The 12930-nt window shown below is 40.7% G+C and carries 13 protein-coding genes (1 of these 13 cut by a window edge); 7 read left to right on the forward strand and 6 right to left on the reverse strand.

The features are described 5' to 3' along the window. Positions 1-4: 4 nt before the first annotated feature. On the reverse strand, positions 5-1012 hold the full coding sequence (locus LEP1GSC190_RS02310) for an NAD(P)H-dependent glycerol-3-phosphate dehydrogenase (protein WP_002748210.1): 1008 nt from the start codon (positions 1010-1012) through the stop codon (positions 5-7). Between the two features lie 121 nt (positions 1013-1133). Here LEP1GSC190_RS02310 and LEP1GSC190_RS02315 point away from each other — a divergent pair, with 121 nt between their 5' ends. The 5 genes from LEP1GSC190_RS02315 (at position 1134) to recG (ending at position 6184) form a co-directional block, all read left to right on the forward strand. After that, positions 1134-1817, forward strand: coding sequence for a hypothetical protein (locus tag LEP1GSC190_RS02315; protein WP_002748220.1), 684 nt, complete (start codon positions 1134-1136; stop codon positions 1815-1817). A 111-nt stretch (positions 1818-1928) separates the two neighbouring features. Beyond that, a complete protein-coding gene (locus LEP1GSC190_RS02320; RefSeq protein WP_002748250.1) occupies positions 1929-2930 on the forward strand; it encodes a metallophosphoesterase family protein in 1002 nt (333 codons plus the stop codon). A 2-nt stretch (positions 2931-2932) separates the two neighbouring features. Continuing rightward, the gene (locus tag LEP1GSC190_RS02325; RefSeq protein ID WP_002748236.1) at positions 2933-3610 is read left to right on the forward strand and encodes a hypothetical protein; all 678 of its coding nucleotides are present in this window, start codon (positions 2933-2935) and stop codon (positions 3608-3610) included. Further along, positions 3607-4023 carry a hypothetical protein gene (locus LEP1GSC190_RS02330; RefSeq protein WP_002748202.1) on the forward strand — a complete coding sequence of 139 codons (417 nt, stop codon included), beginning with the start codon at positions 3607-3609 and terminating at the stop codon, positions 4021-4023. The genes LEP1GSC190_RS02325 and LEP1GSC190_RS02330 overlap by 4 nt, the downstream gene beginning before the upstream one ends. After that, on the forward strand, positions 4004-6184 hold the full coding sequence (gene recG, locus LEP1GSC190_RS02335) for an ATP-dependent DNA helicase RecG (protein ID WP_002748206.1): 2181 nt from the start codon (positions 4004-4006) through the stop codon (positions 6182-6184). The genes LEP1GSC190_RS02330 and recG overlap by 20 nt, the downstream gene beginning before the upstream one ends. A 92-nt stretch (positions 6185-6276) precedes the next feature. Here recG and LEP1GSC190_RS02340 read toward each other — a convergent pair whose 3' ends face one another. Further along, complete coding sequence (locus LEP1GSC190_RS02340; protein ID WP_002748233.1) at positions 6277-6621, reverse strand: TIGR04452 family lipoprotein; 345 nt, start codon at positions 6619-6621, stop codon at positions 6277-6279. A 469-nt stretch (positions 6622-7090) separates the two neighbouring features. Here LEP1GSC190_RS02340 and LEP1GSC190_RS02345 point away from each other — a divergent pair, with 469 nt between their 5' ends. Beyond that, a complete protein-coding gene (locus LEP1GSC190_RS02345) occupies positions 7091-7834 on the forward strand; it encodes a M15 family metallopeptidase (RefSeq protein ID WP_002748256.1) in 744 nt (247 codons plus the stop codon). A gap of 2 nt (positions 7835-7836) precedes the next feature. Here LEP1GSC190_RS02345 and galE read toward each other — a convergent pair whose 3' ends face one another. Both galE and lpxA read right to left on the reverse strand, forming a co-directional pair. Further along, positions 7837-8808 carry a UDP-glucose 4-epimerase GalE gene (galE, locus tag LEP1GSC190_RS02350; protein ID WP_002748230.1) on the reverse strand — a complete coding sequence of 324 codons (972 nt, stop codon included), beginning with the start codon at positions 8806-8808 and terminating at the stop codon, positions 7837-7839. Further along, positions 8805-9584: an acyl-ACP--UDP-N-acetylglucosamine O-acyltransferase gene (lpxA, locus tag LEP1GSC190_RS02355; protein ID WP_002748277.1), complete on the reverse strand. Its 780-nt coding sequence runs from the start codon at positions 9582-9584 to the stop codon at positions 8805-8807. The genes galE and lpxA overlap by 4 nt, the downstream gene beginning before the upstream one ends. Before the next feature lie 148 nt (positions 9585-9732). On the opposite strand from lpxA, the gene LEP1GSC190_RS02360 reads away from it, so the two are divergent. After that, the gene (locus LEP1GSC190_RS02360) at positions 9733-10083 is read left to right on the forward strand and encodes an Hpt domain-containing protein (RefSeq protein WP_036036019.1); all 351 of its coding nucleotides are present in this window, start codon (positions 9733-9735) and stop codon (positions 10081-10083) included. A gap of 890 nt (positions 10084-10973) precedes the next feature. Here LEP1GSC190_RS02360 and gmd read toward each other — a convergent pair. Together gmd and LEP1GSC190_RS02370 are read right to left on the reverse strand one after the other, a co-directional pair. Next, the gene (gene gmd, locus LEP1GSC190_RS02365) at positions 10974-11996 is read right to left on the reverse strand and encodes a GDP-mannose 4,6-dehydratase (RefSeq protein ID WP_002748209.1); all 1023 of its coding nucleotides are present in this window, start codon (positions 11994-11996) and stop codon (positions 10974-10976) included. Positions 11997-12285: 289 nt separating this feature from the next. Beyond that, a protein-coding gene (locus LEP1GSC190_RS02370; protein ID WP_002748262.1) for an MATE family efflux transporter crosses the window boundary here: on the reverse strand, positions 12286-12930 show its 3' end. Its footprint extends 729 nt past the window's final position; the window shows 645 of its 1374 coding nt (coding positions 730-1374); its start codon lies off the right edge, out of view; it ends in the stop codon at positions 12286-12288.

Below are 12930 nucleotides of genomic sequence, written 5' to 3' on the forward strand. Positions count from 1 at the left end.
TTGATCAAACTAAAACGCCTTCTCTCTTTAGATCGCGTTTCATAAGGTCTTTCACAACTTCTTTCGGATTCTTGCCTTCGTAAAGCATTTTATAAACTTCGTTCGTAATCGCCATTTCGATCCCGAGCTTCTGTGAAAGTTCATATGCGCTTTGAGTAGTCTTTATTCCTTCCGCGACCTCGTTCATACTGGAGAGAATTTGTTCCAAGGTTTCTCCTTTTCCCAAACGAAAACCGACCGTACGGTTCCGAGATTGTTCTCCACAGCAAGTCAAAATCAAATCTCCCATTCCGGAAGGTCCGAGAAAAGTCATCAGATCGGCGCCCAGCTTCAAACCGATTTTCGTAATCTCGTTCAATCCTCTTGTAATTAAAGCAGCTCTTGTGTTTTGACCGAAGCCGAGACCATCGCTGACTCCCGCCGCCAATGCGATCACGTTTTTCAAAGAACCTCCCACTTCCACACCGATCACATCCGGAGTCCAATAGGTTCGAAAATATAGAAAGCTGAATATTTCCTGAACCTTACGAGCGGTCGCTTCGTTCCTAGAAGCAATGCTTACGATCGTGGGTACTTTTTGGATGATCTCTTTTGCAAAGGAAGGCCCGGACAAATACGAAAGATACGAGTGGTATTTTCCGGGGAGTTCTGATTCGAAAATTTCGGATACAAGACGAAGTGTTCCGTTTTCGATTCCTTTACTCGCGGATACGATAGGAACTTTTTCGGGAAGGTATTCCTTAATCTCTCTTAAAATTTCGGTCAACGCATGGGAAGGCGGAGAAGATACGATCATGTCCTTCCCTTGAACGACGGTTCTTAAATCCTTGCTTGCCGTTAGTTTTTCCGGAAGCGTAAAATCGGGAAGATGTTTGTTGTTGATATGATTACGATTGATACTTTCGATTTGAGAATCACTCCTGCACCAGAGGGTGACTTCGTACCCCTTATCTGCAAGAAGACTTCCCAAAGCGGTTCCAAAACTTCCCGATCCGATCACTCCAATTTTCATGAAGACTCCTATTGTGAGGTTGAAGTCGAAAAAATTTTCCACCAAACGATTTCGAAACAACCATTTCCGACTCAATAATTTAGTTTACTCTTCTTTACCCGCAAACTATTTTTGATCTCCCATGTTCAATTTGAGGAAACTCATAGGTTTCGATCCGTTCGATTTTTTTGCAGGACATTCAAGCGAAAACCAAAAGAGCAATTATAAAATCACTCTTAAACTCCATTCTCTGAATAAAATTTTGAAGAAAAAAATTTTGCAATCGGATGATCCTCTCGAATCTCTTGAGTTCGATTCTGGAAATGGGGTTCTCATTTTAACCGGGCACTTTTCGATCAAAGGTTTGTTCTGGTCCCGGTTCTTAAAAACGGATTCGGTCGATTACAACGTTAGCTTGGCTCCCGTTCGAGTGGTGCAAAATCAGGTTCGTCTTCAAATTCATTCCTTTCGATTGTTCAGTCATACTTCCAGAAAACTCGATCCGATCCGAATTTTTTCGAAAATATTTCAGTTTCATCGGCGTTTTATTTTGGAAACGATTGTTGAAGAAATTCCAGAAATTCTTCGTCTAACAGGAATCCGAAACGTAATCACGGTGAATATGGATTATTTTCTTTCTGAAATTCCAGACCTCGCCGGGAAGATTACGATTCAAAAGGTGATCCCTGAAAAAGGAAACGTGTTTTTGTTCGTAAAATCCGGAACGATTCTCAAACCGCTTCTTGATTTTTTCGGTCCGGAATACATTCGAATCGAACCGATTTCCGAAAATCATGACACCCTTCTCCTTCTGTGGAGAGACTAATCTTTAGAAAGGTTGGACATTCCATAACCTGTTTCTAAGTTTGAGTGTATAGCGCTTTTGTGTATTAAAACTGTAGCATAAAAGAGACGGCGATATTCTGGATCGATTGAAATGAAGATTATCTATCTGACTGATATCCATGACGGTCTTAGAGGTTTGAAGGAAATTCTTCAGCAAACAACGGCCGATCTATATCTCTTTTCTGGGGACATCATTTACAAAGCGTTCTTTAGCACCGACCGGATCATTGAATTCTGTACCATCCAAGAGGAAATGTATCGAATTTCCAAAGATCAAAAAGAAGAGATCAACGCGTATGATTATGCTACAAGGGCGATTCGTTTTCCCGAAAAATACAGCCCTGATATAGTAGAAAAATCTAAAGAATATAGAACCCTCTTTCATCAAGCGGCAAAGACAATGAAGGAAAAATACGAACTTATCGAAATTCTCATTCAAAAATATTCCCGCGCTCCTGTTAGAGTTCTTCCGGGCAACTACGATATAGATCTTCAGTACAGTGCCTTGTATGAGAGAGACGTTCACAGAAAAACTTTCGAACAAGACGGTTATAAGTTTGCAGGTTACGGAGGCGCTCCGATCCTTACTTCCGGAATTCCGGAAAAGTTAGCCGTTAAGTTTCACGAATACAATCGTAACGGAAAGAGCTACAGCGAACCGGAGGATTTTTTCAAAGAAGAACAACCGGATATAGTCGTCATTCATAACCCGGCTTACGGATTTTTGGATAAAATTCCGAATTACGGAAACGTAGGTTCCCAAGGAATCCGAAGATATTTAGACGAGTACAACCCCGTGCTTGTAGTTTCGGGACACGTTCATGAGGATCAAGGTATCATCAAAAAGGGAAAAACCATTTTTTTAAATCCTTCCAACTTTGGTGCGGTCGATTCGGTTTTCGGATTTCAACCAGGTGGGTTCTTCTCCGAAATATTTTTAGAAAACGGGCTTGTGGAAACCGTAAAATTGAATAGACTGGTGGATCACAGAATTCGCCTCTTAATGGATGTTGATTGTAAGAGGAACGTTCCTTCGGTTACGTTTTTGAGCCAAAATTCGGAGGTGTCGGCGGAAGATTTTGTGAGAGTCTGACAATGACGATCTCAGGTTTTAAAAACAATCCCACCATCCAAAAGTTTACCGGTTTAAAAAGATATTTCCGGTCCCACGAAACCACTATATCTCGGGAAAGAATTGAAGACTTTAAAAAATTCTCCAAATTGATCAATTTCGGAGGAGACGTAGTCGCGTTCGACATTTTAGGATCTCTTAATTTCGGTCAAGCGACCGCCGAATCCGATACAGATATTGTGATGTACACCCAGTGCGAGAATTCGAAAATGGGTGAGTGCGGTATGGAGGATTGTTATAAGATCTCCTTATTCAAACATCTATTTATGAACCTGGTGACCTACGAACACAATACGGTCGCGTATAAACTCGAAATCGTAGACTGTATCAATCTCAATCAACTTGAAGAGGACATTCTCAACGGGCAATCCGATTCGGAACTCGTAATTCGATTCTGCTTTTATCGTTCGATTTGTAGAGGAGTCAATCGTAGACTTTTGCGAAAGTACGAACTTCAGATCGCCTCTAATATCCCTTTGAGTCGATCCTTGGAAGAATCCATCGAAAATTGTTTCGACGGAATTGTTCAAACCTCCCAACATACGTATTCGTTTCACAAGTATTCTCATCGATTGCAGGATAAAGGTATCGGTCTCCCGCCCACGATGGCCGCAAAAATCAAGGACTATCTAAAACAATGACTGGATTTTTAACTGTCGTATTATGTTTGGGAGTGGCTGCTGTTTTTTTTCATCTTCTTTATTCTGTGGATACGAGAAGAATCGACAACGCCGAAAAGAAAAGAGACGCACAAAACGGAGTTTCGAAGGAATACGGAGATCCTAAAAAAGTCTACGGTAAAAATTGGGATCCCAATCTTCCTAAACCCAGAATTTGTCCCGTCTGCGGAAAATACTTGCAAAAAATGGAATATTTATACGCCGTAATTGCGGAGCCACCTTCTCCGGGCATCAAACGACACGCTAGAATTTACGGATGTAGATATTGCTACCTCGGTTTAAATGAGGAAACATCAACCCAAAACATAAATTCGCAAAATCAAAATCTGGAATGGGCTCCGACTGAAATCAAGGATGAAGAACTCGGTCTCTAAAACGGAAAACACAAGCGTAAAAAACGAACTTCTTTTACCTGTGACGGTTATCAAAGGGGTTGGGTCTTCCAAGGCTGTAGCGCTTGCGTCCATAGGAATTCATACTCTTCAGGATCTTTTGAATTTTTTTCCGAGAAGATATTTAGATCGTAATCTTACAGACAATGTTCTTTTGAAAACGGGAGAAACCGTGACCTTGATCGTGGAGGTCATAGACGCTTATCTGGCCCATGGAAAAAAGTCGAGGTTTGTAGTCGGAACTAAAACGAAGAACAACGAAAGGATTTCGATCGTGTTCTTTCGGGGAGTAAGTTTTTTTCAGAAAATTTTCCAACCCGGAGCAACGTTAGTTGTCACAGGAAAGCTTGAATATTTTCGAGGGTTTCAACTTATTCATCCCGATTATGAAATTTTGGCGAGCGCGGTCAAACCGACTTATGCGATAAATTCCGCAAACCTCAATAAGAAAAGTCAACAACAAGAACCGGAAGAAGAATTGGCGGAGCTTCCGGAGATGATCCACGCGGGAAGAATCATTCCTTTGTATTCTTCGGGAGAAGTTCTAAAATCGCAAGGATTGGATTCTAGAGGGTTTCGAAAAATTCTTTACTTGGCTTTAGAAAGATTGAAAGGCAGAATTTCCGAAATCCTTCCGAATGAAATCGTAAAACGAAGAAATTTGATTTCAAGAGAGGAATCTTACCGCGAGATTCACTTTCCCACGGACGAAATTTCCTTGGATGCCGCGAAGTACAGACTCAAATACGAGGAGTTATTCTATTTCAATCTTTTGATCGAACACAAAAAGAAAGAAAGAGAAAAGATCAAACGTGTCCTCTGGCCTTTGCCGGAATCGGAAACGGCTGACTTGGTTCGAAAAAGTCTTCCTTTCCAGCTTACGGAAGACCAAAATTCCGCACTTCGAAAAATAGAAGAGTTGACTAAAAGGGATCAGCCTATTGCGGTTCTTTTGCAAGGTGACGTAGGTTCTGGAAAGACGTTAGTCGCTCTTTTGACGGCGTTACGTTATATGGATAATCAGGTCCAAGTTTGTATGGTGGCGCCCACCGAAATTCTTGCTAGACAACATTATCAAACCGTTCTTTCCTTTTTGGGAAATATGCCCTTTTTAGGAATCGAACTTCTTGTTGGTAAAGAGCCCAAGAAAAATCGATACGAAAAACTCTATAGAATCAAAAAGGGGGACACGTTATTTGTAATTGGTACTCACAGTGTTTTTCAAGAAGACGTCCACTTCTGCGAACTGGGCCTGGTGATCGTAGATGAACAGCATAAATTCGGAGTGGATCAAAGGGAAACTCTTCGTTCCAAGGGTAAAAATCCGGACATTCTCGCGATGACTGCAACTCCGATTCCGAGAACTCTTTGTCTTACCCTGTACGGAGACTTGGATTTGCTGACGATTAAATCTAAACCCAAAGGTAGGATGCCGATTCAGACGAAATGGCTTCAGGAAGATCGAAGAGAGGGAGTTTATAAATCCATTCGCAAGTATGTTTCTTCGGGAAGACAGTGCTACATCGTTTATCCTTTGGTGGAAGAATCGGAAAAAGTGGATCTCAAATCTTGCATCGAAGCTTACGAACATTTGAAACACGAGATTTTTTCTGACTTCGAAGTAGGACTCGTTCATGGAAAAATGGAAGTCGAGGAAAAAGATCGAGTGATGCGGGAATTTTCCAAGAACAGAATTCAAATTCTCGTGTCTACAACTGTGATCGAAGTCGGGATCGACGTTCCCAATGCTACAGTGATGGTGATAGAACACGCAGATCGTTTTGGAATCTCTCAATTGCATCAGTTGAGGGGGCGAGTCGGACGCGGAGATCAGGAAAGTTTTTGTATTCTTATGACGGACTCTAAGGTCACCGAAGATGCAAAGGTAAGGCTGGATGCTATGGTAAATTTCTCCGACGGGTTTGCGTTATCCGAAATTGATCTTCAACTTCGGGGACCGGGAGAATTGATGGGAGTTCGTCAAAGCGGTCTTCCCGATTTTAGAATCGCAGATTTAAGAAAAGATTCCAAACTGATCGAATTGACCCGAGAAGATGCTACCTTGTTCGGAAATCCGGGGGATTTGGAAAAAGAGGAAATTCGAGGAAGATTCAGCGAAGGAAGACTTTTATTTTCGAATTAGTTGTTCTAAACGAATATACTTAAACCTCCAATGCCGTCAAATAAGGTTTGGCGCCTCTATCTTTCGAATCCTCTTGCGGCAAGATACTCGGATCAATCATACCAAATAAGATATTCTCTCGGCTCTAGATTACAGGCAAAACCTCCGATATTTACTGTGACAAGATTGGTGATCAAAGCGGAATTGGCGCAATTATCCACGTCGGCTTTTTTGTAGTAACGATTTTCGTTTATCTTTGCGAGTTGAGGTGAAACTATCGCGATGATCGCCGTATCGTCGGGAGACGAGACTGCTCCGATCAGAGCGCTGGTAAGAATTTGGTTTTTAGCGTCCTTTCCTGAAACAGTGTCCGGAGTGGAAAGCCCTACCTTATCGAAAAAGTAACAATTTGTAATCGAAAAAAAAGGAATCAGGAAAGTGATGAAATATCGTTTCATTGGAAAATATCCCCCTCAAATTTTTCACTAAGAGTTTGTCTCAAAACCGTCCAATGTGGGAACTCCCGCCTTTTGGGACAACTCTTAAGTCCGCACCCGACCGAAAGCACAGTTCTTTGGTTCTAAAGTAATATTTCTCAAGAGCGAATTCACCAAATATACCACATTCTGGAATATTTCAATCTTTATTATGGAACTGTCCTAATATGTGTGGGAACTTCTACGAAAACTTAACAACGAAAAAGAATATTTAAAAACACCTAAACTGTTCAAAGGGACATGATTTGCCGAAACTCCCGTATTTTGTTATGAACTTTCTGAAAATTATAGCCGATTTCCTTTAAGGTTTTGGAACGAACTCATGGTCGGTTAAAAAGAGTCGTATCCAATTGATATTGAGATTTTACGAACGGTTTCCAGTAAAAACCCATTGCAAGAGACTTTGAGTTTTACATTTTGACGAGTAAGTATGAAAAGTTTACTTTCCACCATTTTGATCTTTTTTGTTCAAAGTGCGATTTTTTCTCAAACGGGAAACGTTTCCAACGAAGCCTATGTACTTGGAGACTTCAAACAGGAAGCGATGTTAACCGCGTATGCTAATCCGGGAGAAAGTAGGATCCATTATCTTAGGAAAGAAGTTTTAGAAAAATTCTTGGAACTAATCCAAGCTTATCAAAGAGAAAATCCGGAAGAAAAACAAAAACCGTTTCTTGTATCTGCTTTTCGTTCCTTTAAGGATCAGAAGAGAATCTGGGAGGAAAAATACTCCGGAAAAAGGAAAATGAGAGAAACCGTAAAAGGAAAAACTTCCCAGGAAATCGTTGCTTTGATCCTGGAATTTTCAAGCGCTCCCGGAACCTCAAGACATCATTGGGGAACGGATATAGACCTAAACGCATTAGAGAATTCTTATTTTCAAAAAGGTGGAAAAGGAGAAAAGTTCTATAACTGGATGCTTAAAAACGCAAAACGGTTTGGTTTCTGCCAGCCATATACTCCGAAAACTTCGAGAGGAAACAAAGGTTACAACGAGGAAAAATGGCATTGGTCTTACGCGCCGATCGCAAACAAATTACAAGATGACTGGGTTCGATTGTTTAAAGAGGGAAAAATTCAATTCAAAGAAAAATTTTCAGGGGGAGAATTTTTACAAGACCTTTCTTTTGAATACGTGACTTCCGTAAATCCGGAGTGCAGATCGATTCGGTGATTTTAAGCCGGATTTTGATACACATCCCACATTGTTTTGAGAAGAGTTTTGGCCTCACTGTATTCCGGAGCCCATTTCAATAAACGTTGGGCCATTGCTGAAGAAGCCAAAAGTTTCGCGGGATCTCCCGCTCTTCTCCCCGAAATTTTATGAGGGATATGTCTTCCGACTACTTCCTCTGCAAGACGAATTACTTCCAAAACCGAATAACCCTTTTCGGATCCTAAATTGACCGTGAGAGATTTTTTTTCGGAATCGAGATACTCAAGACTCAAAACATGGGCCTTTGCTAAGTCAATTACGTGAATATAATCACGAATACAACTTCCGTCCGGAGTTTCGTAATCGGTTCCAAACACTTCGAATTCGTCTCTCATACCCGCCGCAGTTTCCATGATGATCGGAAGAAGGTTTGCGGGAGTTTTTTCCAGACCTCGAACTCTTCCTTTGGGATCGTAACCTGCCGCATTAAAGTAACGTAATGCAGCAAAATTGAATCCTTTGAGAGACTCGTACCATTTAAGGTTTTGTTCGATCGCGAGTTTCGTATAACCGTAATAATTTTCCGGATGAACTGGATGTCTTTCGTCAATGGGAAGATATTTCGGAGAACCGTAAACCGCCGCAGATGAGGAAAATATAAATTTCTTGGTCCCCGCCTTTTCCATGTAAGCGAGAAGTTTAAGAGTTCCGTTGATGTTGTTCAAGGCGTATTTGGAAGGATCTATCATCGATTCGCCTGCTGCTTTCCACGCGGCGAAATGAAAGACTGCGTCGATCGGTTTTGAAAATGCTTTTTCCAAAACGAAATCGTCTTGAATATTTCCTTGAATCAGTTCCGGTCCCGAAAAAAGATTCGCTTCATTTCCTTTTTCAAGATTATCTACGATTAAAAGTTCGTGCTTTTTTTCAAGAAGGAGTGCGACTATGTGACTTCCGATATAACCTGCGCCCCCCGTAATTAATAATCTCACCTGTGACTTGTCACTCCTCTATCGCTATCTCTAAAGAATTTTATAATGTATTTGACTTCGTCGATCAAGTTGTCCGAAGCCTCTAACTCATCAAGTGCTTTTCTAGTTGGCATTCCGGAATGATAGATAATTTTATAAGCCTGTTTAATTGCGTTCCTTACTTCCAGAGAAAAGCCGGCGCGTTTCATACCTACGCTGTTTAGGCCTACTACCGTACTTGGGTTTCCGTCGACCGTGGAATAAGGAGGAACGTCCTGAACGACCTTTGCAAGTCCCGCGACCATCGCGTAATCTCCGACAAAACAAAACTGATGAACCGCTACCAAACCGGAAATAAACGCAAAATTACCCAAAGTTACGTGACCGGCTAACACACAACCGTGCGTAAGAATATTATTATTTCCTAGAATGCAATCGTGGCCGACGTGGGAATTCCCCATAAAATAGTTTTTATTACCGATTACCGTCGGAGAATCTTCTTTGGTTCCTTTATGGATATTCGAGTATTCTCGGAAAATATTATGATCACCAATTACGGTTCTAGTTAAAAGTTGTTGATTAAATCCTAAATCCTGAGGCATTACTCCAATTACGGCACCTTGATGAAAACGGTTGAATTTTCCGATCTCAGAACCCGCGCAAATTTTTACGTGACTTTCAATTACGGTACCTTCTTGAATAGAAACATGTCCTTCGATAATGGAATAAGGACCGACTTCGACCGATTCGTGTAATTCTGTTTTTGGGTCGATAACGGCAGTCGGATGTATTTTCATTTAGACCTCACTTTGGCTCTAAAATACAAAAATCGGTTCGGCTTTTTTATTCAAGCTTTTAAAGATGTCTTGAACAAGTGTAATGTTTACTGGAAAGTAGCTTTTCTTAAATGCGAAAAAAGGAAATACTTTGGGCGAGGTCGCAAATATGCTTGTGGACTGGAATAGATTGGATTCTTTGAAGCAGAGTGACGATGATGATGAAATCGCTTGGCTTAAAGAAATGGTTGAGTCCCTTCTCACGAATATGGAAATTCGAATCAAAAGTATCGTTCGTTTCACGGAAGAAAAAAAAGACGTAGAACTTCAAGCTGAACTTCATCAGACCAAAGGGGTTTCCGCTAATTTTGGATTAGAGGATTTAAGGGCCTTAGTCGCGGAAGCGGAACAATTTCTCAAAACAGGAGATCAGGATCGTTCTTATGCTCTAGGTTTAAAAACGACCGTCGTTTGGGAACAAACTAGAGACGAACTCAAGAAAAAATTTGGGATTTTTTGATTCTACCTTTAAACCTAATACAATGCTCTTTATTGATTCTCGAATATTTCGCTGTAGAAGATTGTAAGTTACTTTCAACGTAGATCCTCGCATCATTCATAAACCTTATCGTTCAACTCCACGGGAATTTAACGGTGGAAAGGTGATTTATAAATAATTCCTCAAAGAAACGTAATCTGCGGAAACTACTGTATTTTATTATTATGCTAATGCGAACTCGGTATGAGAAAATTAAAAAATTTTTCTAAAAGTAATAGTTCCCACATTTTTTTAATTCGCGATAGATCTAAAATACTTCAAGAGTATTTCATTCTTTTCCGGAAAAATTAGCTTTTATGAGATAGGGTCGAACTCACGTTAACTACTTGGCAAGTATGATCGTAATTCCTCCTAAAATTTTGGACAAGACTCTGATATGATAACAACGGCCCTTGAGAAATCATTCAATACTATAAGTTATCTCAAAAATACTTTATCTTTTTTTAGAATGCCGACTCCAATCGTTCTAAAATATTTTTGAGATGATTTCCAATCCAGTTGAACAAGTGATGGTTCCAAAATACTTTGAGCCTGTCTTAAAAATCTCGGAATCTAGGAGCCTATACGAGAACTTAACAATTATAAAATATGCTCGAAAGCTCGTAAACTACCAAAAAAACTTAATTTGTGGAACTTCTATATTTTATTACGAACTTACTGAATGATTGTAACTGATTTCTTTTAAGGTTTTGGGACAGGTTCTTTATAAAGTTAGAATTTTTTCAATGTGGTTTTTCAAAGTCAACAAGCCCTCATGTAATTTTTTCGTAAAGAAAGTCGTGTTAAGTGGATTTGTCGGATTGAGATGACACTTCGCCTTATTTGTTTAATTCGAAAATTAGAATGTGTTTTTAAAGTTTTATTCCGACTAATTCACAATCTGCTTTGGTCATGATCCTGACGAGTTCTTCGAATTTTACTTTCGGTTCCCAGCCAAGTTTTTTCCTCGCTTTAGAAGGATCGCCGATCAAAATATCGACTTCGGTCGGGCGATAAAATTTAGGATTTACCTCCACGAGAAGTTGCCCAGACTTTGCATCGAATCCTTTTTCGGAATCTCCTTTTCCTTCCCAACGTACTTGAATTCCGGTGAATCCGAAAGATTTTTCCACAAATTCCCTGACTGTATGTGTTTCATTGGTTGCCACGACGTAGTCGTCCGCTTCGGGTTGCTGGAGCATCATCCACATCATTTCGACGTAGTCCGGCGCGTATCCCCAATCCCTTTTTGCATCCATGTTTCCGAGTTGAATAGGTCCACCTTTTTTCGCGAGTAGATTGGCGACTCCGATAGTGATCTTTCTAGTTACAAAACCTTCTCCTCGTCTCGGGGATTCGTGATTGAATAGGATTCCGTTAGATGCATGGATTTCGAATGCCTCTCTGTAATTTACAACCGCCCAATATGCATATAACTTTGCGACCGCATAAGGAGATCTTGGATAGAATGGAGTTGTTTCTGTCTGTGGAATTGCTTGTACTTTTCCGTAAAGTTCGGATGTGGACGCCTGGTAAAATCTGCTTTTTACTCCAATCTGTTTGATTGCGTCTAAAATTCTAAGCGTTCCCACCGCGTCGGCTTCTGCGGTATATTCCGGAACTTCAAAGGAAACTCCCACATGAGATTGAGCGGCGAGATTGTAAATTTCGTCCGGTGAAACTTTTTCCAAAATTCGATTTAAATTGCTTGAGTCGGTAAGATCCCCATAGTGCAGAATTAAATTGGAGTTCCCACGAAGGTGCTCAATCCTTGCCCGGTTGAACATGCTGGATCTTCTGACGATTCCGTGAACTTGATATCCTTTCTGGAGTAAAAATTCCGTTAGATAAGATCCGTCCTGTCCTGTGATTCCGGTTATGAGTGCTTTTTTCATCTTCAGACCAGGAAAACCCGAAAACCCGATCTGGCAAGAAAGTTTAAAAGCCTATATTCCAAAACCCTAGTATGTGGGAACTTATAAGAATTGGATCACAAAAGAAGCTGTTCGAAGACTTATGAACTTTCCAAAGAGACGTAATCTGCGGGAACTACTGGTTTTATTAGGAACTTACCGAATGATTGCAATTGATTTTGAGCGACTCTTGTTCCCTCAGGATGAGCAACTTAATTTGCAAATATGCAAGACTTCCGTGTGATACTAGTCGTTAATTCCTAACTTCGGATCAAACTTGATTGTGAACCCAATCCTTTCTGCGAAATCGAACGATAAACACGGACGCAAGGACCAGAACCCAAACCACAATACCAGACCACAATCCGGTCGATCCCATTTCCAAATAGATGCCCAGAAAATAAGCGCAAGGAAGAAACACTAAATAAGAGGCCGCAGTATAAGCACGGAAAACGAAGTTTTGAAGTCCCGCACCCCGAAGAGCACAAGCGATCACCATATGATAAGCGTCTACGATTTGAATTACTCCCAAGATAACTAAGGGAGAATACGCTTCCTCAATCAGTTCTAGATCTTTTGTATAAAAGGACAACATTTCCTTTCCCCAAAGTATAAATACAAGACCCATACTTCCCATCACACAAGCCGCAAAGAAAGCGGATCGAAACGCACCGTGATATGCAAGTTTCGGTTTTCCTGCTCCTAACGCCTGGCCGAGAATCGTGGTCGCCGCAATCCCAAACGCGTATCCTGGTAAAAAAGAAAGACTTAGAGTACTAAAAAGCATATTAGTTACAGCTAATGCGGTTGTCCCCACAACTGTTGCAAACTCCGTAAAGATCATAAAAGAAATGTTGTTGAGAAGTTCTGCAAGCGCCGGTGAGGTACTCGTTTTTAAGATTTCTCTAAAATGAGT

The organism is Leptospira mayottensis 200901116 (assembly GCF_000306675.2).
GTDB lineage: Bacteria > Spirochaetota > Leptospiria > Leptospirales > Leptospiraceae > Leptospira > Leptospira mayottensis.

Excerpts from the sequence above, each read along its gene's own strand:
- LEP1GSC190_RS02310 (WP_002748210.1), bottom strand. The coding sequence starts at position 1,012 with ATGAAAATTGGAGTGATCGGATCGGGAAGTTTTGGAACCGCTTTGGGA.
- LEP1GSC190_RS02315 (WP_002748220.1), top strand. The coding sequence starts at position 1,134 with ATGTTCAATTTGAGGAAACTCATAGGTTTCGATCCGTTCGATTTTTTT.
- LEP1GSC190_RS02320 (WP_002748250.1), top strand. The coding sequence starts at position 1,929 with ATGAAGATTATCTATCTGACTGATATCCATGACGGTCTTAGAGGTTTG.
- LEP1GSC190_RS02325 (WP_002748236.1), top strand. The coding sequence starts at position 2,933 with ATGACGATCTCAGGTTTTAAAAACAATCCCACCATCCAAAAGTTTACC.
- LEP1GSC190_RS02330 (WP_002748202.1), top strand. The coding sequence starts at position 3,607 with ATGACTGGATTTTTAACTGTCGTATTATGTTTGGGAGTGGCTGCTGTT.
- recG (WP_002748206.1), top strand. The coding sequence starts at position 4,004 with ATGAAGAACTCGGTCTCTAAAACGGAAAACACAAGCGTAAAAAACGAA.
- LEP1GSC190_RS02340 (WP_002748233.1), bottom strand. The coding sequence starts at position 6,621 with ATGAAACGATATTTCATCACTTTCCTGATTCCTTTTTTTTCGATTACA.
- LEP1GSC190_RS02345 (WP_002748256.1), top strand. The coding sequence starts at position 7,091 with ATGAAAAGTTTACTTTCCACCATTTTGATCTTTTTTGTTCAAAGTGCG.
- lpxA (WP_002748277.1), bottom strand. The coding sequence starts at position 9,584 with ATGAAAATACATCCGACTGCCGTTATCGACCCAAAAACAGAATTACAC.
- LEP1GSC190_RS02360 (WP_036036019.1), top strand. The coding sequence starts at position 9,733 with ATGCTTGTGGACTGGAATAGATTGGATTCTTTGAAGCAGAGTGACGAT.
- gmd (WP_002748209.1), bottom strand. The coding sequence starts at position 11,996 with ATGAAAAAAGCACTCATAACCGGAATCACAGGACAGGACGGATCTTAT.